23 protein-coding genes and 1 riboswitch are annotated in these 21,708 nt (G+C 68.7%); of the genes, 13 read left to right on the forward strand and 10 right to left on the reverse strand.

Going from position 1 to position 21,708, the window contains the following annotated elements:
* The first annotated feature begins 28 nt into the window (after positions 1-28).
* Entirely contained in the window at positions 29-373 is a 345-nt protein-coding gene (locus ACIBL3_RS35705; protein ID WP_396358297.1) for a UBP-type zinc finger domain-containing protein, read from the forward strand.
* A 14-nt stretch (positions 374-387) separates the two neighbouring features.
* On the opposite strand, the gene ACIBL3_RS35710 is transcribed toward ACIBL3_RS35705, so the two are convergent.
* Positions 388-1,026, reverse strand: a complete 639-nt coding sequence (locus ACIBL3_RS35710) for an HD domain-containing protein (protein ID WP_396358298.1) — start codon at positions 1,024-1,026, stop codon at positions 388-390.
* A gap of 56 nt (positions 1,027-1,082) precedes the next feature.
* On the opposite strand from ACIBL3_RS35710, the gene ACIBL3_RS35715 reads away from it, so the two are divergent.
* Positions 1,083-2,060, forward strand: a complete 978-nt coding sequence (locus ACIBL3_RS35715) for a GlxA family transcriptional regulator (RefSeq protein ID WP_396358299.1) — start codon at positions 1,083-1,085, stop codon at positions 2,058-2,060.
* 1 nt (position 2,061) lies between these two features.
* Here ACIBL3_RS35715 and ACIBL3_RS35720 read toward each other — a convergent pair whose 3' ends face one another.
* The 3 genes from ACIBL3_RS35720 to ACIBL3_RS35730 are packed head-to-tail and all read right to left on the reverse strand — an operon-like array spanning position 2,062 to position 4,548.
* Positions 2,062-3,072, reverse strand: a complete 1,011-nt coding sequence (locus ACIBL3_RS35720; RefSeq protein ID WP_396358300.1) for a hypothetical protein — start codon at positions 3,070-3,072, stop codon at positions 2,062-2,064.
* Positions 3,069-4,103 carry a tetratricopeptide repeat protein gene (locus ACIBL3_RS35725; protein ID WP_396358301.1) on the reverse strand — a complete coding sequence of 345 codons (1,035 nt, stop codon included), beginning with the start codon at positions 4,101-4,103 and terminating at the stop codon, positions 3,069-3,071. The genes ACIBL3_RS35720 and ACIBL3_RS35725 overlap by 4 nt, the downstream gene beginning before the upstream one ends.
* 16 nt (positions 4,104-4,119) lie before the next feature.
* Positions 4,120-4,548, reverse strand: coding sequence for a hypothetical protein (locus tag ACIBL3_RS35730; RefSeq protein WP_396358302.1), 429 nt, complete (start codon positions 4,546-4,548; stop codon positions 4,120-4,122).
* Between the two features lie 170 nt (positions 4,549-4,718).
* On the opposite strand from ACIBL3_RS35730, the gene ACIBL3_RS35735 reads away from it, so the two are divergent.
* The gene (locus ACIBL3_RS35735; protein ID WP_396358303.1) at positions 4,719-5,078 is read left to right on the forward strand and encodes a hypothetical protein; all 360 of its coding nucleotides are present in this window, start codon (positions 4,719-4,721) and stop codon (positions 5,076-5,078) included.
* 88 nt (positions 5,079-5,166) lie between these two features.
* On the opposite strand, the gene ACIBL3_RS35740 is transcribed toward ACIBL3_RS35735, so the two are convergent.
* Entirely contained in the window at positions 5,167-5,571 is a 405-nt protein-coding gene (locus ACIBL3_RS35740; RefSeq protein ID WP_396358304.1) for a hypothetical protein, read from the reverse strand.
* Between the two features lie 192 nt (positions 5,572-5,763).
* Between ACIBL3_RS35740 and ACIBL3_RS35745 the strand changes: the two genes are divergently transcribed.
* Complete coding sequence (locus ACIBL3_RS35745) at positions 5,764-6,141, forward strand: VOC family protein (RefSeq protein ID WP_396358305.1); 378 nt, start codon at positions 5,764-5,766, stop codon at positions 6,139-6,141.
* Here the strand turns inward: ACIBL3_RS35745 and ACIBL3_RS35750 are convergent, their stop codons facing one another.
* On the reverse strand, positions 6,142-9,732 hold the full coding sequence (locus ACIBL3_RS35750) for a hydantoinase B/oxoprolinase family protein (protein ID WP_396358306.1): 3,591 nt from the start codon (positions 9,730-9,732) through the stop codon (positions 6,142-6,144).
* A 127-nt stretch (positions 9,733-9,859) separates the two neighbouring features.
* Here ACIBL3_RS35750 and ACIBL3_RS35755 point away from each other — a divergent pair, with 127 nt between their 5' ends.
* The 3 genes from ACIBL3_RS35755 to ACIBL3_RS35765 all read left to right on the forward strand — a co-directional run bounded on the left by ACIBL3_RS35755 (position 9,860) and on the right by ACIBL3_RS35765 (position 12,691).
* Positions 9,860-10,588, forward strand: a complete 729-nt coding sequence (locus ACIBL3_RS35755; protein WP_396358307.1) for a GntR family transcriptional regulator — start codon at positions 9,860-9,862, stop codon at positions 10,586-10,588.
* A gap of 87 nt (positions 10,589-10,675) precedes the next feature.
* Entirely contained in the window at positions 10,676-12,106 is a 1,431-nt protein-coding gene (locus ACIBL3_RS35760; protein ID WP_396358309.1) for an aminopeptidase P family protein, read from the forward strand.
* A 357-nt stretch (positions 12,107-12,463) separates the two neighbouring features.
* Positions 12,464-12,691: a hypothetical protein gene (locus tag ACIBL3_RS35765; protein WP_396358310.1), complete on the forward strand. Its 228-nt coding sequence runs from the start codon at positions 12,464-12,466 to the stop codon at positions 12,689-12,691.
* Between the two features lie 49 nt (positions 12,692-12,740).
* Here the strand turns inward: ACIBL3_RS35765 and ACIBL3_RS35770 are convergent, their stop codons facing one another.
* Positions 12,741-14,216, reverse strand: coding sequence for an alpha/beta hydrolase (locus ACIBL3_RS35770; protein ID WP_396358311.1), 1,476 nt, complete (start codon positions 14,214-14,216; stop codon positions 12,741-12,743).
* 124 nt (positions 14,217-14,340) lie between these two features.
* Here ACIBL3_RS35770 and ACIBL3_RS35775 point away from each other — a divergent pair, with 124 nt between their 5' ends.
* Both ACIBL3_RS35775 and ACIBL3_RS35780 read left to right on the forward strand, forming a co-directional pair.
* On the forward strand, positions 14,341-14,694 hold the full coding sequence (locus ACIBL3_RS35775) for a DUF3817 domain-containing protein (protein WP_396358312.1): 354 nt from the start codon (positions 14,341-14,343) through the stop codon (positions 14,692-14,694).
* Positions 14,692-14,784, forward strand: a riboswitch (glycine riboswitch). It overlaps the preceding gene by 3 nt.
* Before the next feature lie 78 nt (positions 14,785-14,862).
* Positions 14,863-16,236, forward strand: a complete 1,374-nt coding sequence (locus ACIBL3_RS35780; protein ID WP_396358313.1) for an L-serine ammonia-lyase — start codon at positions 14,863-14,865, stop codon at positions 16,234-16,236.
* On the opposite strand, the gene ACIBL3_RS35785 is transcribed toward ACIBL3_RS35780, so the two are convergent.
* Positions 16,223-16,897 (reverse strand): alpha/beta fold hydrolase, encoded by a 675-nt coding sequence (locus ACIBL3_RS35785; protein WP_396358314.1) that lies wholly within the window; start codon positions 16,895-16,897, stop codon positions 16,223-16,225. The two genes, ACIBL3_RS35780 and ACIBL3_RS35785, sit on opposite strands and share 14 nt — an antisense overlap.
* A gap of 178 nt (positions 16,898-17,075) precedes the next feature.
* Between ACIBL3_RS35785 and ACIBL3_RS35790 the strand changes: the two genes are divergently transcribed.
* From ACIBL3_RS35790 to ACIBL3_RS35800, 3 genes are read left to right on the forward strand one after another with little or no spacing between them, the layout of a single operon-like run.
* Complete coding sequence (locus ACIBL3_RS35790; protein WP_396358315.1) at positions 17,076-17,702, forward strand: hypothetical protein; 627 nt, start codon at positions 17,076-17,078, stop codon at positions 17,700-17,702.
* Between the two features lie 30 nt (positions 17,703-17,732).
* Entirely contained in the window at positions 17,733-17,969 is a 237-nt protein-coding gene (locus tag ACIBL3_RS35795; RefSeq protein WP_396358316.1) for a CopG family transcriptional regulator, read from the forward strand.
* Complete coding sequence (locus tag ACIBL3_RS35800) at positions 17,966-18,400, forward strand: PIN domain-containing protein (RefSeq protein WP_396358317.1); 435 nt, start codon at positions 17,966-17,968, stop codon at positions 18,398-18,400. Before ACIBL3_RS35795 ends, ACIBL3_RS35800 begins: the two co-directional genes overlap by 4 nt.
* A 3-nt stretch (positions 18,401-18,403) precedes the next feature.
* Here the strand turns inward: ACIBL3_RS35800 and ACIBL3_RS35805 are convergent, their stop codons facing one another.
* Positions 18,404-19,318, reverse strand: a complete 915-nt coding sequence (locus ACIBL3_RS35805) for a hypothetical protein (protein WP_396358318.1) — start codon at positions 19,316-19,318, stop codon at positions 18,404-18,406.
* A gap of 96 nt (positions 19,319-19,414) precedes the next feature.
* A complete protein-coding gene (locus ACIBL3_RS35810; RefSeq protein WP_396358319.1) occupies positions 19,415-20,224 on the reverse strand; it encodes a PaaX family transcriptional regulator C-terminal domain-containing protein in 810 nt (269 codons plus the stop codon).
* 147 nt (positions 20,225-20,371) lie between these two features.
* On the opposite strand from ACIBL3_RS35810, the gene ACIBL3_RS35815 reads away from it, so the two are divergent.
* A complete protein-coding gene (locus ACIBL3_RS35815) occupies positions 20,372-21,697 on the forward strand; it encodes an MFS transporter (RefSeq protein ID WP_396358320.1) in 1,326 nt (441 codons plus the stop codon).
* The last annotated feature ends 11 nt before the right edge of the window (positions 21,698-21,708 follow it).

Below are 21,708 nucleotides of genomic sequence, written 5' to 3' on the forward strand. Positions count from 1 at the left end.
CGGGTGGGAAGCAGGTAAGGATGACGGCATGACGCAGACACCGGGGATCGACAGCACTGTGCCGCCCAGTGGGACCGGATGCGGGGATTGCCTGGAGATCGGCGGCTGGTGGTTCCACCTTCGCCGGTGCGCGCAGTGCGGGCACGTGGCCTGCTGTGACTCGTCGCCCGCCCAGCACGCGTCCGCGCACGCCCGGGAGAGCGGCCACCAGATCGTCCAGAGCTTCGAGCCGGGCGAGGACTGGTTCTGGCACTACGGCGAGTCCCAGTACTACGACGGCCCGGCCCTCGCTCCGCCCGACTCCCGCCCCGAAAACCAGCCAGTCCCCGGCGGCAACGTCCCCACCGACTGGAAAACCAAACTAAACCGCTGACGACCCGCGGGGGGCTACTCGGGCCAGCTCGAGTTCTTGATTACCTCGACGAAGTCTGTGGGCTGGAAGCCTGGGAGGTAGTGGGCGAGGACGTCGGACTTTACGTTGCCGAAAGTTGTGGATGGGCGGTCTTGGGTGCCGGTGGTGAAGGCGGCCAGGATGCGGTTCTTGAAGTCTGGGCGGGGGTGCGCGGCGACGATCTCTGCGCGTTGCTCGGCGGTGACGGCGTCGTACCCGATGCCGAGGACGTCCAGTTCGACTCCGCGGGTGACCAGCGCGATCTCGGGCGCCATGTGCAGCGGGATCTCGGGTGTCGTGTGCAGGGCGATCGCGGTCCACACCCGGTCGGCCAGCATCCCGGTCACCCCGTGCGCATGCAGGAACTTCCGGGCCTCGTCGGCACCGTCGATCTCGAACCGTTGGTCGGTACGGCGGAATGGCTCGGTCAACCCGAGGTCGTGGAACATCGCGCCGACGTACAGCAACTCCGGGTCGAACGCGAGCCCCTGCTGCTGGCCGCGCAACGCGCCGAACAGGAACACCCGCCGCGAGTGGTCGAACAGCAGCGGTGAAGCCGCGTCGCGCACCAACTCGGTCGCTTCCTTGACCAGAACGCTGTCCGGGATCTCGACCCCGGCGATCTCCTCGCTCATTGTGCTTCCTCTCTCGTGGTTGCCCCAAGCCTCGCGGGCGCGGTTACGCTGGTGCCATGTCCATCACGCCACATGAACCACAGATCCGGACACGCCGGATCGCCCTGGTGGCGTTCGACGACGTGACGTTGCTCGACGTCAGTGGTCCGCTCGAGGTCCTGCACCAGGCGAATCGGGGCGGTCGGCGCTACGACCCGGTCCTGGTGTCACCTCGCGGTGGAGGCGTTCCGACCTCGTCGGGCGTCACGTTGGCCGGCACGATCGCGGCGGCCGAAGCTGGGCCGTTCGACACCGTGCTCATCGCCGGTGCCGATCACCTGGTCGACCGCGTCCCCGACGAACTCCTGATGGCAGTCGGCGCCCTCGCGGACCGCGCCGACCGGGTCGCTTCGGTCTGTACCGGCGCATTCGTGCTGGCGGCGCTCGGCCTGCTCGACGGATGTCGGGCGACCACCCACTGGCGGCACGCCCAGGCGCTCGCGCGACGCTATCCCGCCGTACAGGTTGAGCCCGACGCGTTGCACATCGCGTCCGGGAAGTACGTGACCTCGGCGGGGATCAGTGCCGGGATCGACCTGACGCTCGCGTTGGTCGAGGCCGACCACGGCGCCGAGGTGGCGCGCGAGATCGCGCGGGAGTTGGTCGTCTTCATGCAGCGGCCGGGTGGTCAGTCGCAGTTCTCCGCGGCCCTCGCGACACCACCGGTGCGCAGCGATCCACTCCGCGCGGTGACCGCCACCGTTGTCGCCGATCCGGCTGCTGACCACAGCCTGTCCGCGATGGCCGCGTCAGCGGCGCTCAGCCCGCGGCATCTGACCCGCCTCTTCCAGAGCGAGTTGCAGACGACCCCGGGCCGCTGGGTCGAACGCGTACGCCTCGACCGCGCTCAACAACTCCTCCTCGACGGTCACAGCATCACAGCAGCCGCCCGCCTCAGCGGACTGGGCAGCGACGAAACCCTCCGCCGCGCCTTCGCCCGCCATCTCAACACCACCCCGAGCACCTACCTCCGCCGCTTCCGCGCCACCGGCTGAATCAGGCTGGCCGGAGCAGGCGCCGCGCAGTGGCGATGATCTCGGGCTCCAGCCCGGACAGCCAACTGACGCAGGCGTCGGCGATCTGGAGCACCTTCGGCCCTTCGTGGTCGACGAAGAAGCCACGCAGTACGGCGGCGCGCTGGTCGGACGGTGGATGGGTACGACGCAGCAGCGCCGGCGGAAGGTCGAACACCTCACGCTGCACCCGCCGAACCAGGTGATCGACGGCGAGGAAGAGGAACGGGCCGGCGGCCGTGATGGCCTTGGTCAGGAACGGCGTCGCCGGGGCGAACTCGCGCAGCAGAAGCAGGGTGGCCAACTCGTCGGCCTCGTGCTCGCGGCTGACACCGGCACCCGGCGGTGCGTGCAGGTGACCGGCCAGCAGGTGACCGAATTCGTGGCCGACGGTGAACTTCTCGGCCGACCGCATGATCAGGAAACCGAAAGCCTGCCGCTCGGTGATGGGCAGCCGGATCCGGGCCGGGGCGTCGACGGCTCCGCCCGAAATGTACGAGACCACCGACTCCGCGAGCATGACCCGGGCCCGTTCGTGCAGCCGATTCTGCTCGACCGTCGGTTGCTCCGTCCGCCGGCTGTCGTCCGGGTCGACGGTGAGGAGCGATGCGCTCAGCACGACCGCGACGCGATCGAGCAGCGTCCGCAGCCCGGTGTTGAGCAGGATCAAGGTGCCGTTGCGCGCCCGCCGTGCCTGCGCGTTGTACGCATGATGCGGATACTCGCCGACGTACACGGCGTCCGGTACCTGGAGGCCGCTCGCGCGCAAGGTGTTCCGGAGTTGCTCGTGCAGGGCGTCGTACGGATTCTCGTACTGCGCGACGTAGTCGTCCGCGAGGTATTCGTCGACGAGCTCGCGCAGGAACTCCCGTTCGGCCGTCGACAGCTGCTCGACGAACTGCCGAACGTCCGCACGACTTGGTGGTTCGAGCAGTTGACCGAAACCCTCGCGCAGCAGGAGGTCGCGGTACTCCTGCTCGATCGCGGTCGTCATCTGCTCGCTCTGACGATCGCCGCCGCCCGAGCGGCCAGTCCGCTGTCGGCTCCCCGCGCGGCGATCTCGTAGTACTTGCGGGCCTTCGACCGTCTGCCGCGTTGCTCCCAGTACCGCGCCAGGTTGAAGGCTGCCGTCTGCTTGACGTGCTCCTCGTTGGATTTGTAGGCGTACTCCGCGAACTTGCGGGCAGCGTCCCAGTTGCCGTCCTCGTCTTCGAGCGCGCCCAGAGCCAGCGCGGCTTCGGCCGATCCAGGTGCCTCGAGACCGACCGCGACGCCGTACGCGGCCTTCGCCTCCGAGCGTCGGCCGAGGTCTGCGAGGACCTGACCGATCCGGTGGGCGGCGAGGCCGTGAGCCGTGGTCGGGCCGCAGGCGACGGCTGATCGGAAGGCGGCGAGCGCGTCTTCCCACTGGCTGGTTCGGTGCAGGGCGATGCCCAGATAGAGGAAGCCGACCGCCCGAATCTCGGGTTCGTCCGACTCCGCCGTACGCCGGTACCACCTGAGCGCGTCCGTGCTCCGGCCGTCCTCGGTGGCCAGGTCGCCGAGCCGGAAGGCCGCGCGGTGCGCTTCCGGCTTGCCGGTGCCGGCGCAGATGGTGAACGCCGTGATCGCCTTCGCCCGGTCGCCTGCTTCCAGTGCCTCCTCGCCGCCGCGGAACGCGAACTCGGCCCGGTAGAGATCGCCGATCTTCTCGAGCATTGCCAGTCGTTGACGTTCCGCGGCTCCGGACACCTGCGCGCGGAGGATCTTCGCGGCTGCCGACGACTGCCCGGCCGCTGCCGGACTCGGCGTACCGAATCGCTCGAATCCCACTCCGGCTGGGTCGGACGCCGGGAGGTTGCCCGACCTGATCGCGTTGACGTCGGCGGAGTCCATCACGAGCCAGAAGCTCTGCGTCCGCACCCGGCAGAACGGGCACACGGAGCCTTTGACGCTCTTCATGAAGTCGCCGAGCTCATCCCGGCTCGCCATGTCCCGGTAGGCGACGCAGTGATAGCAGTCCTCGGACATCGCTCCGACCAGCACAGGCTTCTCCTCGTCGTCAGTCTCCGTCGATCTGCCAGCGGCCGGCCTGCGCGTCCCAGTAGACCCGGAGCTTCTTCGGCCGGCCATGCGTCGCCGCACTCAGATCCAGCTCCGCCAACGCCCGGATCGCGGCGTCGTCCATGTCGGGCTGGGCGTAGAGGTTCACGTCGAGGCCGGGGTCGTCGTTCTTCACCACCAGCAGTGGCCGCACCGGACCGGCCGGCTCCGTGCTCGCCACGCGCGCCTCGCGGAACCGACGGCGGAGCAGACTGCGGACCGCGTCGTACGAATCCTCTGCCGCCTTCTGTACAAGGGTTTGCACGAACGGCACCACGGCCGCCGTCACCACCGCGGTGATGATGACGGTCTCGAGCGCGTCGGCCGTCTCCTCGTCGTACCGGCCAGGCGGCTCCTGATCAGCCCTGGATCGCTGTGCCTCGCTCATTCGCCCCCGATCTCTCTTCGTACCCCGAACGCTACCGGCAGCCACCGACAATTTTCGGCCGCGGGCGCGTTGCGCTGTCAGGCAAGAGGTGTGCACGCTGCGGCAACGACAGGGCGGGGACGCGTGCCGAGACTGCTGGGGTCAGTCAAGACCATCGTCTCGGGAGAGTCATGAAGAAGATCCGCCACCTGGCCGTCGGCGCCGCCGCTCTGGTCGCCACCGGCTCGTTGCTCATGGCAACGGCTCCGATCGCTGCGGCGCACTACAACTACGCGTACCAAGGGAGAGACCTGATCACGGTGAGCGAGACGCACGGCAGCGGTAGCGTCTGCGACCGTGAGGTCGACGGCAACGCGGTCTACGGGATCTGGACCCAGGGACCGAACCGCGATCCGGTCGTCGAGTGGGACGGCGGCGACAGCGGCTGCGACACCGCCCACTTTCCGGTCGGCGCCATCTACATGAAGCTGTGCGAGAACACCAACCACGGCACCGGCCCCGACGCCTGTACCGACTGGATCCGCGTCTGACGCCTGCTGCCGTCGACCACCCCGATTCCTTCGCGGTGGTCGACGGCAGGTAGCAGGCGGGTCATGACGACGGCGGATCGGGAAGCCGTCAGGCGGCGTCGAGGGCTTCGGTGATCTTGCGGGTCATCTCGGTCAGAGCCGGGCCGGGACCGCCGCGCTCGGCGCGGGCGCCGGCCTCGACGGCGGTGAGGACGGTACTGCGGAAGTTGCCGGCCTCGGCCGGGTCCTGCTGCTCGAGCAGGGTCATGGAGGCGGTCAGGGCCGGCAGCACGGTGTCGGCGATGTCGGCGGTCGACTTGCCGTTGAGCTTCAGGCCCTTCTGCTTCTCGGCGAGCGCGTGCCCGACCGGACCGGTCGCGGCGGCGAGCGCGAGGGATCCGGCGGTGGCGATCTTGCCGGCCGACTTGATGCCGGCGGCGGCGATCAGGGCGACGGCGCCGTGCGCGGCGGTGGCGAGGGTGGTCTTGTCCTGGTCGTTCAGGGTGATGGACATGGTGTGTGCTCCTTGGGTTGTTGTCGTGATGGAGCAACCATCCAGGTCCGGACTGACACCACCCTGACACCGCACAGACACGCTGCGGGCAGGTATGTAGGCCCGTGTGGGCGGCGATGAATTCAGTCGCTCGTGCTCGGTTCGTCGGCTACGGTCGCGGGTGGCTTTCCGGACTGAGAGCAGGTGTTGTGCATGGCATGTCGTATCGGTGAGCTCGTTCTCGGTTGCCGCGATCCCGAGGTGCTGGCGCAGTTCTGGTGCGAGGTGCTGGACTTCGTCGTACTCGATCGCGAGGAAGGCATGGTGGAGATCGGGCCGCGCGAAGGGTTCGGCGGTCCGCAGCCGACGGTCATCCTCAGCTACCGCGACGAGCCGGAGCCGGGGAAGACCAGGCTGCACATCGACGTCAACCCCACCGACCGCGACCAGGACGCCGAGCTCGAACGCCTCCTCGCCCTGGGCGCCCGCCCCGCCGATATCGGCCAAACCGGCGAAGAACACTGGCACGTCCTCCAAGACCCCGAAGGCAACGAGTTCTGCCTCCTCAGAGCCCGCATCGTCCCACTCTGATCAGCGAGGCAAGCCGTAGCCACCACCGCCGGGGGTCTCGAGGACGAGTACGTCTCCGGCGGCCACGGGGAGGGAGTCGTTGCCGGCCATCGCTGTGACGGAGCCGTCCGCGCGCTCGATCCACTGGCGGCCGAGGTCACCGGGCAGGCCACCAGCCATGCCGTACGGCGGCACGCGGCGGTGGCTGGCCAGTGTGCTCACGGTCATCGGCTCCAGGAATCGTATCCGCCGGCGGGCACCGTTGCCGCCCCGCCAGCGGCCCGCACCGCCGCTGCCTTCGCGAATCTCGAAGCTGTCGAGCTGAACCGGATAACGCCACTCGAGCACTTCCGGATCTGTCAGCCGCGAGTTCGTCATGTGGGTCTGCACGACATCGGCGCCCGCGAAGCCTTCACCCGCGCCGGCGCCGCTCGCGACGGTCTCGTAGTACTGGTGCCGGTCGTTCCCGAACGTCACATTGTTCATCGTTCCCGAGCCCTCCGCTTGGACTCCGAGGGCGGCGTACAGGGCGCCGGTGACTGCCTGCGAGACCTCGACGTTGCCGGCAGCAACCGCTGCGGGGTACTCCGGTGACAGCATCGTTCCCGGCGGGATGATCACCCGCAACGGCTCCAGACAGCCCGAGTTCAGCGTGATCTCGTCATCCACGAGTGTGCGGAAGACGTACAGCACAGCCGCCATCACCACCGACGACGGTGCATTGCCGTTGCCGGCCTGTTGCGCGGAGGTGCCGGTGAAGTCGATCTCCGCCGTCCGGGCGGCGGCGTCCACGCGGACCGCGACCTCGATCCGTGCGCCCGAGTCGAGCTCGTAGCTGTAGCTTCCGTCACGGAGTGTCGGAATGACCCGTTGCACTGCCTCGGCCGCGTTGCGCCGTACGTGTTCCATGTACGCCGAGACGACGTCGAGACCGAAGTGGTCGACCATCGCCAGCAGCTCCTCGACTCCCTTCTCGTTGGCGGCAACCTGAGCACGCAGATCGGCGATGTTCGTGTCGGGGTTGCGGGAGGGATGCAGCGCGGACCGGAGCAGGTCGACCGTTTCACGCTCCCGCAGCTCGCCGCCGGAGACCAGTAGCCAGTTGTCGATCAGCACCCCTTCTTCCTCGATCCTGGTGCTGTTCGCCGGCATCGAACCGGGGGTGATGCCGCCGATCTCCGCGTGGTGACCGCGAGACGCGACATAGAACAAGATGTCCTTCCCGGTCCGGTCGAAGACAGGGGTCACCACGGTGATGTCGGGCAGGTGGGTGCCACCGCGATAGGGGTTGTTCAGGACGTACGTATCGCCCGGCGCCATCCGGCCGGGGTTCCCGGCGATCACCATCTTGATGCTCTCGCCCATCGAGCCGAGGTGGACCGGGATGTGCGGCGCGTTCGCGATCAGGTGGCCTTCGGCATCGAACAGCGCGCAGGAGAAGTCCAGCCGCTCCTTGATGTTCACCGACTGCGAGGTGCTTTGCAGTCGCACGCCCATCTGCTCGGCGATCGACATGAACAGGTTGTTGAAGATCTCCAGCATCACGGGGTCGACTTCGGTCCCGATGTCCTGCTGAGCCGGCCGTGCCGCGACCCTGCTGAGCAGCAGGTGACCGAGTTCGTGCACCTCGGCCCGCCAGCCGGCTTCGACAACAGTCGTCGCGTTGGCCTCGGCGACGATCGCCGGTCCGTCCACCCGGTCGCCGGGGACGACGTCATCGCGTTGGTAGAGGTCGACGTCGACCCACGCACCGGCTGAGAACATCGGCACCCTCGCCATAGCTCGGAGCTCGTCGCCGCGACGGTCCTGGCGGATCCAGTTGTCCTCGCCGGATCCGGCGGCGCCCAGCAGTTCGAGTGACACGGCTTCGACGACGATCGGCCGGCCCGGCATGAGGAAGGAGAACCGCCGCCGATAGCTGGCCTCGAACTCCGCCACCATCTCGTCCACGTCGCCGACCGACACCGCGACCGCGGTGTCGGTGCCGTCGTAGCGCAGCAGCGCCCGGCGGATCGCCCTGATTCGATCGGCCGGGATGCCTTCGCCCTCGAGCTCGTGCCCTGCATCGTCGGTGAGTTCGTCGAGGATCCGCGCGAGTTCGGGGAGCACTTCGTAGCTCAGCGTCGCCTCGACCGCCCGCTCGCGCAGGGCGGCGACATCGGCGACACCCATGCCGTACGCCGAGAGTACGCCGGCGAGTGGGTGGATCAGCACCTGTGTCATGCCCAGCGCGTCGGCGACCGCGCAGGCATGCTGGCCACCCGCCCCGCCGAAGGTCGCCAGCACGTACCGGGTGACGTCGTACCCGCGTTGCACCGAGATCTTCTTGATCGCGTTCGCCATGTTCGCGACGGCGATGCCGGCGAAGCCTTCCGCGACCTCCTCCGGGGTCCGTCCGTCCCCGATCGCCTCGGCCAGCTCCCCGAACATCAGCCGGACGACTCCCGCGTCGAGTCGCTCGTCGCCGTTCTCGCCGAAGACCGCTGGGAAGAAGTCCGGCTGCACCCGGCCGAGCATCACATTCGCGTCGGTGACCGTGAGCGGACCTCCCCGGCGGTACGACGCGGGACCCGGATCTGCGCCGGCAGAGCCTGGACCGACCCGGTAACGGCTCCCGTCGTAGTGCAGGATCGAGCCGCCGCCGGCCGCCACTGTGTGGATGCTCATCATCGGCGCGCGCATCCGCACTCCGGCGACCAGCGTCTCGAGCTCCCGCTCGAACTCGCCGGCGAAGTGCGACACATCGGTGGACGTGCCGCCCATGTCGAAGCCGATCACCCGGTTGAAGCCGACGGCGGTGGTGGTCCGGGCCATCCCCACCACGCCGCCTGCCGGGCCGGAGAGGATCGCGTCCTTCCCCCGGAACGCATGTGCCTCCGCGAGCCCGCCGCTGGACTGCATGAACATCAGCCTGACACCGTCCAGTTCGGCCGCGACCTGATCGACGTACCGGCGCAGGATCGGGGAGAGGTAGGCGTCGACCACGGTCGTGTCGCCCCTCGAGACCACCTTCATCAGCGGACTGCATTCGTGCGACAGCGAGATCTGGGTGAAGCCGATCCGGCGGGCGATGTCGCCGACCACGGCCTCGTGCCGCGGGTAGCGATAGCCGTGCAGAGATACCACGGCGACGGATCGCAGGCCGTCGTGGTAGGCCCGCTGCAGGTCATCGGCAACGGCCCTCTCATCGAGCGGGACGAGGACCTTGCCGTCGGCAGCCAGCCGCTCATCAGCCTCGATCACGGTCGAGTAGACCAGCTCAGGCAGCACGATCTCGCGGGCGAAGATCCGCGGGCGGTTCTGATAGGCGATTCGCAGCGCGTCGCGGAAGCCTTTGGTGATGACGAGCACGGTGGATTCACCCTTGCGCTCGAGCAGCGCGTTGGTGGCCACCGTGGTGCCCATCTTGACGACGTCGATCCGCTCGGCCGGGATCCGCTCGCCGGCCGGTACCTCGAGCAGCCGGCGGATGCCCTCGACGGCGGCGTCCTGGTATCGCCCGGGATTCTCGGACAGCAGTTTGTACGTCACCAGGGACCCGTCCGGCCGTCGGGCAACGACGTCGGTGAAGGTGCCACCGCGGTCGATCCAGAACTCCCACTTCCGCGCCATTCGCTCCCGCCTTCCCGGACCGCCGCAACGCTGGACGTTCTCTGAGGCTAGATATTGTTCAACAATCCTGCAAGGGGGTGATCCGACCAAACTTTCCCCGGGTGTCTCCGTGCGCGATGATGCGAAGGTGAGCACGGGTCTGCGCGACGATGACGAGGGCCGGCAGGCGTGGCTGCAGGGAGTCGCGGCTGATGTCGCGCGGCTGGATCGCAGCAGTTCCGCCGAGCGGGCCGCCGACATCCTGCGCCGCAGCATCACCGAGGGGGCGTTGCCGCCGGGGGCGCAGCTGTCCGAGGTCGAGCTGACCGAGGTGCTGGAGGTCAGCCGGAACACGTTGCGTGAGGCCTTCCGGCTGCTCACCCACGAAGGGCTGCTCGTCTACAAGCTGCACCGTGGGGTGTTCGTTCCGGAGCTGGACGAGCATGACGTGGTGGACCTGTATCGGCTGCGCCGAGTGCTCGAAGTGGACGTCGTGCGTGGGTTGGCCGAGCGCGACCCGGAACTGCCGGCCGGTCGGCTCGAGCCGCTGCAGGATGATGTCGAGGCGGCCGAGGCGGCCGCGCTCGCCGACCGCTGGCAGGCTGTGGCTACGGCGAACATGCGCTTTCACGAAGACCTCGTTGGGCTCGCCGACAGCGCCCGGCTGGACGCCATCGCCGGCCGGTTGCTTGCCGAGTTGCGGCTGATGTTCCACGTGATCGCGAAGCCGCGCGACCTGCATGCGTCGTACGTCGCGCGCAACCGGGGGCTGCTCGAGCTGCTCGAGGCGCGCAAGTACGGGCAGGCCGCGGCCGACCTCCACCAGTACCTGCTGGACTCCGAACAGGGCCTGCTGGACGCCTTCCGCGCCCGCTGATCCACGACTTCGGATAAGGGCTTGCGCGGCCCCGCTCCAACCTGAGTTGATGGCTGTAACCGTCAGTTGCAAAGGGGAGCTCAGCACATGACCGAAGACGACCGGACCGACGACACGCCGAAGTCCTACCGCCCGATCGACGCCTCCGGGTTCAGGGAGTTCATCTCGCGTGGCTGGGGACCGGTGGACCGATCGGTGACCGTGCCCGAGGGGCTCGCGGAGGCGGCTGCCGAGCACCGCGAGAAGCTGGCGGCGGCGCTGCCGGGACGGCGGATCGCGGTCGCGGCAGGCCGGGCGCCGGTCCGGTCGAACGACACCGACTACGCGTTCCGGGCGGACAGCGACTTCGTCTGGCTGACCGGCTGCCAGGCCGAGGGCGCCGTACTGGTGATCTCGGCAGACGGCGACTCGACGCTGTACCTGCGGGAGACGGCTGGGCCGGACGAGGCCGACTTCTTCGCCAACGCGCGCGACGGCGAGCTGTGGGTCGGCCCGGTGCCGGGGCTGAAGGACTGGTCGGACGCGTTGCAGATCGCCTGCCGCCCGATCGAGGAACTGCCGACCGCGGTGCGCGGCGCCGTGCCGTTCATGCTGTCGACGCCGGGGGTCGAGCCGCTGCTGGACGCGCTGGTCCGGACCTCGCCGACGGACGGGAACTCGCTGCGCCAGACGCTGGCCGAGCTGCGCCGGATCAAGGACGACTGGGAGCTGGACCAGCTGCGCGAGGCCGTCGCGGCCAGCGTGCTCGCGTTCGGCGACGTCGCGAAGGAGCTGCCGGAGGCCATCCGCGGCGGCGGTGAGCGGTGGCTGCAGGGCACCTTCGACCGGCGCGCGCGGACCGCCGGCAACGGCGTCGGGTACGCCTCGATCGTTGCTGCTGGCAAGCATGCGCCGGTGCTGCACTGGGTCCGCAACGACGGCCCGGTGAACGAGGGCGACGTGATCCTGCTCGACGCCGGTGTCGAAACCCGGACGCTCTACACCGCCGACGTGACCCGGACCTTCCCGGCGACGGGCGAGTTCACCGACGCCCAGCGCCAGGTGTACGACCTCGTGCACAAGGCGCAACTGGCGTCACTTGAGGCCGTCAAGGTCGGAGCGCCGTACCGGGCCTTCCAGTACGCTGCACTGCGCACGCTGGCCGAAGGGCTGCGGGATTGGGGCCTCCTGGACGTGTCCCTGGACGAGTTGCTCGGCCCGGACGGCCAGCAGCACCGCCGGTACATCGTCTGCGGCACCGGGCACTACATCGGCCTGGACGTGCACGACTGTGACGCGTCCCGGCCGGAGGCCTACTTCGCCGGCGAGATCGAGGCCGGGATGGCGCTGGCGGTCGAGCCGGGGCTGTACTTCCACCCGCACGACGAGACCGTGCCGCCGGAGCTGCGCGGGATCGGGATCCGGATCGAGGACAACGTGGTGGTGCACTCCGACCGCCTCGAGATCCTCACCGCCGACCTCCCGATCACCGCCGACGGGCTCGAAAACTGGACCCAGTCGCACCTAGGCCGTGTCTGACGGTCCAGCGCCTACTGCGCGGCACTCGGCACGGCATCTCGCCGCACTGGAGCAAAGGCCACGATGAAACCACATCGAGGCCTTCACTCCAGCACGCCGAGCTACCGCACCGAGCACCTGCTCGCGACGGCGCTGGACCGTCAGACACGACCTGAACGCGCGGTAGCCGCGGAATCACCCAAAATTATTCGTCACAAGCAGTAACACCGAGGCCGTCGGCAACGATGTAGCGAGCGGGGGAGGGTCGAACTCGGCCCGGCGCGTGGCAGTGGGGGGCCGCGACCACGCGCCGGGGCCGAGCCGGCCAACTGGAGCCCGGGGGGACTCCGGATTTCCTGGGGACACGGGGGTAGTGACATGAACCTGCGCGTGCGCGTGGTGCACTGCGGCGACCGGCATTGGTACGCCGACATCGACGACGCCGACGATCCGCAGCCCGACGACCCGTTCTGGTACGTCGACAACTGCCGATCCCAGCCGCAGGCACTCGAGACCGCCTGCGCCGAGCTCCGCTTGCTGTCGGGCCGGATGGTCCGCGGCGACCACCTCGACCGCGTGCTCGAGGTGACCGGAGTACCGGTCTGACGACTCCCGGGCAGGCGTCTGGTTGGGAGATGCCTGCCCGGGGCAGTACCTACGCCGGCGGTACGGCGGGGCAGCTGGTCCCGCGCTTCGGGGCGTCGAGCGTGAGCAGGTAGGCGTCGACGGTGTCCTGCATGCACGGGCTGCTGTTGTAGCTGCCGTGCCCCCAGCCCTCGTAGGTGAGCAGAACGCCGTACCGGCCGAGCTGGCGTTCCACGCTGCGCGCCCAGTTGTAGCCCGTGGCCGGGTCGTGGCGCGCGTTGATCAGCAGGATCGGGTCGGCCAGGTCGCGGACCTTCAGCCGGTGCTGCGGGTTGTCCGCCGCCGGCAGGCCGAGGCACCTCGAGACGGCCATCAGCTGGCCGGGGTACCGCATGTCCGGGTTGTCCCGGGCCAGTCGTGCGAGCAGACCGGCGTACTCCTGGTAGTTGCGGACCGGCAGGTTCCAGTCCTGGCAGAACACCGCGAGCGTGTTCGAGGCCAGGCCGGTCGGGACCGGCGGCTGCCCGGTCGGCGGCGCGCTGGCGTCGAGCGTCTTCAGCATGGTCGCCAGGTCGGTCCACCGCGGTCCGTAGAGCGCGCGGAACACGTTGAAGCTCAGCCAGTACGGCGTGATCGGCAGCGTCGGCCTTTGCGGATCGGGCACCTCGCCGCGATCGGCCCGAGCCAGCAGATCCACCCACAACGCGTGGACGTCCCGACCGTGCAGCGCGCAGGTCGTTGCACCCTGGCACCACTTCACGAACTCGTCGAACGAGTCCTGAGCCGCCCATGCCTGCGAGTCGAGGAACGACTTCGCGGAGTCGGCACTGTGGTCGACCACGCTCTCCACGACCATCGCCCGGACCCGCTTCGGGTACGTCTCGGCGTACTGCGCCCCGAGCAGCGTCCCGTACGAGCTGCCGTGGAAGGAGATCGCCGACTCACCCAGCGCGGCGCGAAGCGCGTCCACGTCCCGAAGCGTCTGCCAGGTGTCGAGGTGGTCGAAGACCGGCCCGGTGTTGGACCGGCAGTCAGCGGCCAGATCGCGGTTGTAGCGGATCGTCGCGGCGAACTCGGCCTGGTTCTTGATGATCGGCGACGGCTGCTTGGCCAGCAGGGCGGCCGAGCACTTCACCGGGTTGCTCCGGGAGATGCCGCGCGGATCGAAGCTGACGACGTCGAACCGGTCCTGCACCCGCTGACTGAACCGGCTCATCCCGGTCTTGACCCGGTCGACACCGGAGTCACCGGGACCTCCTGGGCCCCACATCAGCACGCCGACGCGGTCGCTCGGGTTCTTCGCCGTACGGCGGGCGACCGCGAGACCGAACGTGGGTCCGTCCGGGTCCCGCCAGTCGACCGGGACCTGGAGGGTTGCGCACTGCGAGCCCTTCACCACCTCCGGTTTGTCGTTGCCTTCCGGCTTGCAGTCGGTCCACTGCAACTGGGTCTTCGCCTCGGTTGCCGACACCGGAAGCGTCACGAGTCCGGCGGTCGCGACACCCAACGCCACTGCGGACGCAAGGGCGCGTTGTCTCAATCTCATACGGGAGATCTCCTGCCTGCGGAAACTCCCTCGATCCTCGGCAACCGCTTGCTCGACCACATCGGGGACGACCCCTCGGCCGACCCCGGGCGCGCCTTGGGGGACTTGTTAGGGTCGGTCGCTGATGAGTACAAAGCACGCGGTGTGGTTCCGGTGGGTCGCGATCGCGGAAGCGGTCTCCTGGACCGGACTGCTGATCGGGATGTTGTTCAAGTACGTGCTGTCCGACAACGAGCTCGGGGTGAAGATCTTCGGCCCGATCCACGGCGGCATCTTCATCGTCTACGTGCTCACCGTGCTGGTCGTGCGTGGCCCGCTGCGCTGGTCCTGGCCGGTCACCCTGGCCGCGCTGGCAGCGAGCGTTCCCCCACTGTTCACCTGGTTCTTCGAGATCTGGGCGGTCCGCACGGGCCGGATTGACGTCGGCGGTGAGGCCGCCGTACCGTCACGGACGTCAGTCAACTCAACAGCCGCATGAACCCGTGCGGGAGAGTCCCAAGCACGACTTGGGCGCCGTAGGAGCAACTCTCCCCAAGAATCTCTCAGGCACCTTCACCGCACGGGCGAGGCACCTCTGGAAGGCATCGGCCCAACAGAGCGGGGAGGACACCAACGGTCAACGGCGACCGGAAGGAACCTCCACACGATGGCGATCAGCGTCTTCGATCTGTTCAGTATCGGGATCGGCCCGTCGAGCTCCCACACGGTGGGTCCGATGCGCGCCGCCCGTACCTTCGCACTCGGCCTCGCCGACGACGGGCTGCTGGCCCGGACGGCGAGAGTCGAGGCCCAGCTCTTCGGCTCACTCGGCGCGACCGGCCACGGCCACGGCAGCAACAAGGCCGTGCTGCTCGGACTCGAGGGCGCGGACCCCGAGACTGTGATCACGCACTCCGTCGACGCCCGGGTCGAGACGATCCGCGAGCGCGGCAGGCTGCTGCTCGCCGGCGTGCACGAGATCGGTTTCGACGAGAACACCGACCTGACCATGCACCGGCGCAAGGCGCTGCCGTACCACCCCAACGGGATGATGTTCACGGCCCGTACGGCGGACGGCGACGTACTGCGGGAACGGACGTACTACTCGGTCGGCGGCGGCTTCGTGGTCGACGAGAACGCGGCCGCCGGGGACCGGATCGTGGCGGACACCACGTCGCTGAAGTACCACTTCACCACCGGCGCCGAACTGCTCGACCGCTGCCGTGAGTCGCAGCTGTCGATCAGCGAGGTGATGCTCGCGAACGAGTTGGCCTGGCGGACCGAGGGCGAGATCCACGACGGCCTGCTGCGGATCTGGCAGGTGATGCAGGACTGTGTCCGCGAGGGCTGCGAGACCGAGGGGATCCTGCCCGGTGGCCTGAAGGTGCCGCGGCGGGCGCACGCGCTGCACCAGAAGCTGTCCCGGGATCCGTGGTCCGTGGATCCGCTCAAGGTGATGGACTGGGTCAACCTGTTCGCACTCGCGGTGAACGAGCAGAACGCGTCCGGCGGCCGGATCGTCACCGCGCCGACGAACGGTGCTGCCGGCATCATCCCCGCCGTTCTGCACTATTACCGGCGGTTCGTGCCGGGGGCGACCGACGACGGCGCCGTCCGGTTCCTGCTGACTGCCGGCGCGATCGGGGTGCTGTACAAGGAGAACGCCTCGATCTCCGGCGCCGAGGTCGGTTGCCAGGGCGAGGTCGGCTCGGCCTGCTCGATGGCCGCGGCCGGCTTGTGCGAGGTGCTCGGCGGCACGCCGCTCCAGGTCGAGAACGCGGCTGAGATCGCCATGGAGCACAACCTCGGCCTGACCTGCGACCCGGTCGGCGGGCTGGTGCAGATCCCGTGTATCGAGCGCAACGCGATGGCCTCGGTGAAGGCGATCAACGCGGCCCGGATGGCCATGCACGGCGACGGGGTGCACGTCGTCACCCTGGACAAGGTGATCAAGACGATGCGCGAGACCGGCGCCGACATGAAGATCAAGTACAAGGAGACGTCCCGCGGCGGCCTGGCCGTCAACGTCATCGAGTGCTGAGCAGATCCGCGTCCTCGACGTGGGCGTTGTGCCCGAGTCCCGGGTAGACGACGACCTGGTCGTGCAGGGCGCGGAGCTGGTCGTCGGTGTTCATCGGGTCGTGCTCGCCGCGGGCCAGCACGAGGTCGGCCTTGCAGTCCGCGATGAGTTTCGGCATGTCCGGGGCGCCGACGCCGAACGTGCCGGGGTCCATGGCCAGTCGCCAGCGTCCATCGACCTCGGCCAGGCCGTGCTCGACCACCGGGTCGCTCGGGTCGGCCAGTCCCTGCAGCCCGGAGACCTTGAGGAACCGCGCGGCCGCGTCCTCCCGGGTGTCGAACCACGCGATCGGCTTCTGCGCCAGCGCGGCCGCCCGGCCCAGATCGTCGTCGGACCAGGCGACCTTCACGCCGACCGCGACGACCCGATCGACGTCGATGCCGTACCGGCCGCTCGCCAGTTCGAGGGCGATCACGCCGCCGAGTGAGTGGCCGACGATGACGACGCCACGCCGTACCGGGAGGGTCTCGGCGACCGCGGCGGCCATCGAGCCGAAGGTGTACGACGGCAGCGCGGCGGCCGAGCCGTGTCCGGGCAGGTCGGGGGCGAACCGCGGTTGCGGCCAGGCGTCCCAGACCCGGCCGTTGGCTCCGAGGCCGTGCAGCAGCACCAGTGCAGACATGAGAGCAGGCTTCCACACGAGATGCCGGGCTGTCCGGTCGATTGGCGCGTCATCAGCTAACTCACTGCAATTCTACGAATGCGTAACGGAACGGAAATGCCCAATCATTGCGATCTAGCGTGGAATTTCTTCCAAGGGCTGTTTCAAGCGCTGGATCAGCCGATAACCTGCGGGACTTGTGAGACCGACTTCTGCCGCGATCGCCCGTCCGCCCTGGCAGAACCGTCAGCGGCTGCGCCAGGCCCGGTTCGCGGCAGGCGGGCTACTGCTCCTGTATGCCGTCCTGGTGCTGATCGCCCTGCTCGGCGGTCCCCGGATCGGCGCCGCCTTCCTGCCCCTCCCAGGCGGCGGCCCGGAACCGGCCAACCCGGTCGCCGGCCTCGAGCCGACCCGGATCCCGACCAGCGGCCCGACCGTCCCGCGCGGCTCCGAGACACCGGTCCCGACGCAGCCGCCGACTCCCGGCGAGACCCCGCCGTTGCCCTCGACAACGACAACGGCGCCGGTCGGCGTCCCGACCGACGGTCAGCAACCTGCCACTCCAGGCCTGACGCCGAAGCCGACTCCGGAACTGGTTGACCACCAGGAGTCGACCCAACCGCCGGCCACCAAGCTGCCGCCGAAGCCCACCACCACCACGACGACCGGCAACCCCACGACGCAGCCCACCCAGCCGCCGACCACGAACGACCCGCCGCCCACAACCCCCACGGACCCACCGACCACGCCGAACGACCCCGAGGACCCGGACCCGCCGACGCTAGGCGGAGTCCTCACCGCAATCCTCGACAAGCTCGGGCTCTGATCGGGCATGTGCATGTGTTAGGGTTGGTACATGTCGATGAAGCGCACGAACGTCTACGCGGATCCTGAGGATCTGGCGCTGATCAAGGACGCTGCGCGGCGACGCGGGATCCCGGAAGCCGAGATCATTCGCGAGGGAATCCATCTGGCCGCAATGGCGAACCGGGTGTGGGACGAGCCGCTCGACTGGCCGACCTTCGAGGGCAGCGGTGATCCGGTGACCAAGGACGAGATCCGGTCTGAGGTCGTACGGCGTACCAATCGGTGATTCTCGTCGCCGACACTTCAGGCATCATCGCGGCGTTCGACCGCAACGCCCCCGAAGGGCCGACCTGCCGTACCCTGCTCCAGGAGGCCGGGACCGTGGTTCTGTCGCCGCTGGTGCTTGCAGAAGTGGACCATCTCGCCAGGGCCCGGTTGGGCAGTGCGGCGAGAAAGACGATTCTCGACCTGTTGCTGACGCAGGTCAGGAGGATGCGCTTCCAGGTCCCCGACATCGGCGCCGAGACACTATCCACGGCAACAGCCGTGATCAACCGATACGCCGACCTCGACCTCGACTTGGCCGACGCGGTCGCTGTCGCACTTGCGGCTGACTACCGGACGGATTCCGTGCTCACACTGGACCGCCGTGACTTCCGGGCCGTCAAGCCGCTGACACCACATGCTGCTTTCCGGCTGTTGCCCGACGATCTCTGATAGTCAGTACGCCTCGACTTCTGTTGTGGGGGCGTTGCCGGTGATGGTGGGTTTCAGGTCGACCTGCCAGGACTGGTTGCGGCCGAAGGAGCGCTCGAACTTCTGGAACGAGCAGTCCGCGCTGAACTGGCGCCGCTTCGCGCTCCAGTCGGCGCCGCTCTTGAAGTAGAGCGAGTAGGCGCCGCCGATCCGGCTGATGGTGGCGGTCTTGCCGGCCTCGACGTACATCATCACGTGCGGCTTGCTCGGCGGCTGGCCGGTGCCGACGATCGAGATCGCGACGTCGTTGGCCGTACCGTTCATGACCCGCAGGCGCCCGGACCCGGCAGGACCCCGGCGGACCAGGGTGTCGCCGTTGGCCGGAACCTCCGCTTCCGGCTCGGGACCGGGGTCGGGCAGGGTGTTGCCGAAGCGGAGGTCGAGCTTGCGGAGCGAGGCGATAGCGCTGCTCAGGTCCGCCCTCAGTCGGCGCTGGACCTTCTGCGACGTGTAGGCGACACCACCGCAGCGAGCGTCCAGTTCGGTCCGGTCCGAGGTGGACAGTGCGTCGGCGGCAGCCTCGAGTCCGCCGGACACGACCTTGTGGACGTTGGTCAGCCGGCGCGTCACCGTGAGCTCGGCCAAGTCCTCAGCCGCAGCGTTCAGGGAAGCGGCGAGGCTGTCCATCGTCTGCGTCAGCGCCTCGGCGGTGCGTACCCGGGTCAGCGCGCGGAGGTCACCCGCCAGCCCCTGCTCGATCTTCGTCAGCTCGCCCTGGTACGCCGCCGTGCCGAGCGGACCCCTTGGTGTCGAGACCTCCGGCGCCTCGACCGGCGTCGTACTGATCGAGGGCGTGGCTGTCGTGCTGTCGACGACGGGTGGTTCGCTGCATCCGGACAGCAGGACCAAACCCGCGCACAGCACTGCAAAGCGATTCATGAACTTCCCCCCAGACCACCCCAACCCCCTGTGCCGCAAAGGGTATGCGGGCACCGGGGGGCCGGGCGAGGGGTCAGTCGAAGTTGTGATCCGCGCTCAGGCGACTCGGTCGGTGGTGGTGAGGGCTTGGAAGAAGTGGGTGGCTGGGGCCTTCAGGGCTTCGTGGGCCTGGAGGAAGAGGTCGTGGGCTTCGCGGCCGTGCCAGCCGGCGGGGAGGAGTTCTTCGGGGAGGTCGGGGTCGCGGAAGGGGAACATCCGGTAGTCGTGCACGAGTTCCATCCGCTCGACGAGCGCCTGGCGGGGTGACACGCTGCCGCCGCGGTACGCCTTCATCCGGGGCCGGTACGTGCGCAGCAGCTCGGCGTAGTCCGCGTCGAGCGACTCCAGATCCCAGCACCGCGCAGCCATCTCCCGATCCCGCGACAACCCGGACGACGTGCACTGCAGTAGATCAAGGCGTACGGCGGGTTGGTCCGCGAAATGCTCCTGGACCTCGGTCAGCCGGTTGTGCGGGCAAACCCACGTCGACGACGCCAGCGGCCCGAACCCCAGCCAGGCAAGCTCCTTCCGCAACTCCTCACGCAGACCGCGCTCGCTCTCCGGGACCGAGTAGATGACCATCGACCACTGCCGATCCCACGGCTCCCGGGACCTCTCGAAGATCCGCGTCCGGCCCTCGTCCAGCAGTCGCCAGCTCTTGTCGTTGAGCGCGTACACCGTCTCGCGCCCGTCCCGCCTGGTGTCGAACCAGCCCTCACGCCGCAGTCGCGCCATCACCACGCGGACCGTGCTCTCGCCGACGTCGAAGCACTCCAGCAGTGCGGTGAGCGTCCGCAGCCGCACCTCGCCGCCGTGGTAGCGGATGTAGTCGCCGAACAGGTCGAAGACGATCGACCGTGGCTTCATGGCGTCTCCTCGGAGCCGTTCCCAGTGGTTCGCTGCGCTCATCTTGTCATGGTGCCATCAAAAGCGTGTCAAAGTCTTGACGATCGTCTGTGAATCGTCCTACGTTCGAGAACATCCCCCGTCAGCCCGGCCGGAATGAGGGCAGCAATGACCAGTCCCACCGCCACCACCGCCCGGTCCCGCGCCGGTCTCTGGGTGGTCGCCATCTGCTTCGTCACGATCGTCTTCGACGGTTACGACCTGATCGTGTACGGCGCCGTCGTACCGTCCCTGCTGAAGAATCCCGACTGGCAGTTGACCGCCGCCCAAGCCGGCGCGATCGGCAGCTACGCGCTGACCGGCATGGTGATCGGGACGCTCTGCGTGGGCGCCCTGACCGACATCGTCGGCCGGCGCCGGATCATGTTCGCCAGCATCGTCTGGTTCTCGCTGGCGATGGGGGCGACCGCCCTGGCGCCCAACCCCGAGGTGTTCGGCATCCTGCGGTTCGTCACCGGTCTCGGCCTCGGCGGCGTGGTCCCGACCGCGATCGCGCTGACCGTCGAGTACGCGCCGCCGCACCGGCGGAACTTCAACAACGCGCTGATGTTCTCCGGGTTCTCGCTCGGTGGCGTGCTGGCCGCCGTCCTCGCGATCAACCTCGTTCCCACGCAGGGCTTCCGGATCATGTTCTGGATCGGGATGGCTCCGCTCGTCCTGGTGCTGCCGCTGGCCTGGAAGTTCCTGCCCGAGTCGGTGAGCTTCCTGCAAGCGCGCGGCCGCCACGACGAGGCGGCTGCGCTGGCGGCCAAGTACGGCGTACAAGCCGAGCCCGTCGCGGTCGACACCAGCAGCAAGTGGAGTGCACTCGCCGTACTGTTCGGCCGGAAGCACCTCGCTGCGACCATCCTGTTCGGACTGGCCAGCTTCTTCGGGCTGTTGCTCGTCTACGGCCTGAACACCTGGCTCCCGCAGATCATGCGGCAGTCCGGCTACCCGCTCGGCTCATCGCTGCGGTTCCTCCTGGTGATGAACCTCGGCGCGATCGTCGGTGCGCTGGCGGCGTCGACGCTCGCCGACCGGTTCGGCTCGAAGGTCGTCACCACGGTCGCGTTCGCGTTGGCCGCCTTCTCGATCTACACGCTGAGCGTGAACCCGGCCGCGGCCGCGCTGTACCTCCTGATCGCGATCGCCGGCCTGGGCACGGTCGGCACCCAGATCCTCGTCAACGGGTACGTCGCCACGCACTACCCGGCCGGGAGCCGGGCGACTGCGCTCGGCTGGTCCCTCGGCGTCGGCCGCCTCGGCGCGATCGTGGGCCCGTTGTTCGGTGGCTGGGTGCTCGACTCCGGGCTTAGCCTCGACTGGAACTTCTACGGTTTCGCCGTCCCGGCCGTCCTCGGTGCGCTGGTGATCGCCGCCGTACCGCGGACCGGCCGGGAGCGACGGCCGGAACCGGCGCTCGGCCCGACTCCCCAGACGACCCAGGCCTGAGAGGAAGCAGC

Source organism: Kribbella sp. NPDC050124 (assembly GCF_044460355.1).
Classification (GTDB): domain Bacteria; phylum Actinomycetota; class Actinomycetes; order Propionibacteriales; family Kribbellaceae; genus Kribbella.

Excerpts from the sequence above, each read along its gene's own strand:
- ACIBL3_RS35705 (WP_396358297.1), top strand. The coding sequence starts at position 29 with ATGACGCAGACACCGGGGATCGACAGCACTGTGCCGCCCAGTGGGACC.
- ACIBL3_RS35710 (WP_396358298.1), bottom strand. The coding sequence starts at position 1,026 with ATGAGCGAGGAGATCGCCGGGGTCGAGATCCCGGACAGCGTTCTGGTC.
- ACIBL3_RS35715 (WP_396358299.1), top strand. The coding sequence starts at position 1,083 with ATGTCCATCACGCCACATGAACCACAGATCCGGACACGCCGGATCGCC.
- ACIBL3_RS35720 (WP_396358300.1), bottom strand. The coding sequence starts at position 3,072 with ATGACGACCGCGATCGAGCAGGAGTACCGCGACCTCCTGCTGCGCGAG.
- ACIBL3_RS35730 (WP_396358302.1), bottom strand. The coding sequence starts at position 4,548 with ATGAGCGAGGCACAGCGATCCAGGGCTGATCAGGAGCCGCCTGGCCGG.
- ACIBL3_RS35735 (WP_396358303.1), top strand. The coding sequence starts at position 4,719 with ATGAAGAAGATCCGCCACCTGGCCGTCGGCGCCGCCGCTCTGGTCGCC.
- ACIBL3_RS35740 (WP_396358304.1), bottom strand. The coding sequence starts at position 5,571 with ATGTCCATCACCCTGAACGACCAGGACAAGACCACCCTCGCCACCGCC.
- ACIBL3_RS35745 (WP_396358305.1), top strand. The coding sequence starts at position 5,764 with ATGGCATGTCGTATCGGTGAGCTCGTTCTCGGTTGCCGCGATCCCGAG.
- ACIBL3_RS35750 (WP_396358306.1), bottom strand. The coding sequence starts at position 9,732 with ATGGCGCGGAAGTGGGAGTTCTGGATCGACCGCGGTGGCACCTTCACC.
- ACIBL3_RS35760 (WP_396358309.1), top strand. The coding sequence starts at position 10,676 with ATGACCGAAGACGACCGGACCGACGACACGCCGAAGTCCTACCGCCCG.
- ACIBL3_RS35765 (WP_396358310.1), top strand. The coding sequence starts at position 12,464 with ATGAACCTGCGCGTGCGCGTGGTGCACTGCGGCGACCGGCATTGGTAC.
- ACIBL3_RS35770 (WP_396358311.1), bottom strand. The coding sequence starts at position 14,216 with ATGAGATTGAGACAACGCGCCCTTGCGTCCGCAGTGGCGTTGGGTGTC.
- ACIBL3_RS35775 (WP_396358312.1), top strand. The coding sequence starts at position 14,341 with ATGAGTACAAAGCACGCGGTGTGGTTCCGGTGGGTCGCGATCGCGGAA.
- ACIBL3_RS35780 (WP_396358313.1), top strand. The coding sequence starts at position 14,863 with ATGGCGATCAGCGTCTTCGATCTGTTCAGTATCGGGATCGGCCCGTCG.
- ACIBL3_RS35785 (WP_396358314.1), bottom strand. The coding sequence starts at position 16,897 with ATGTCTGCACTGGTGCTGCTGCACGGCCTCGGAGCCAACGGCCGGGTC.
- ACIBL3_RS35795 (WP_396358316.1), top strand. The coding sequence starts at position 17,733 with ATGTCGATGAAGCGCACGAACGTCTACGCGGATCCTGAGGATCTGGCG.
- ACIBL3_RS35805 (WP_396358318.1), bottom strand. The coding sequence starts at position 19,318 with ATGAATCGCTTTGCAGTGCTGTGCGCGGGTTTGGTCCTGCTGTCCGGA.
- ACIBL3_RS35810 (WP_396358319.1), bottom strand. The coding sequence starts at position 20,224 with ATGAAGCCACGGTCGATCGTCTTCGACCTGTTCGGCGACTACATCCGC.
- ACIBL3_RS35815 (WP_396358320.1), top strand. The coding sequence starts at position 20,372 with ATGACCAGTCCCACCGCCACCACCGCCCGGTCCCGCGCCGGTCTCTGG.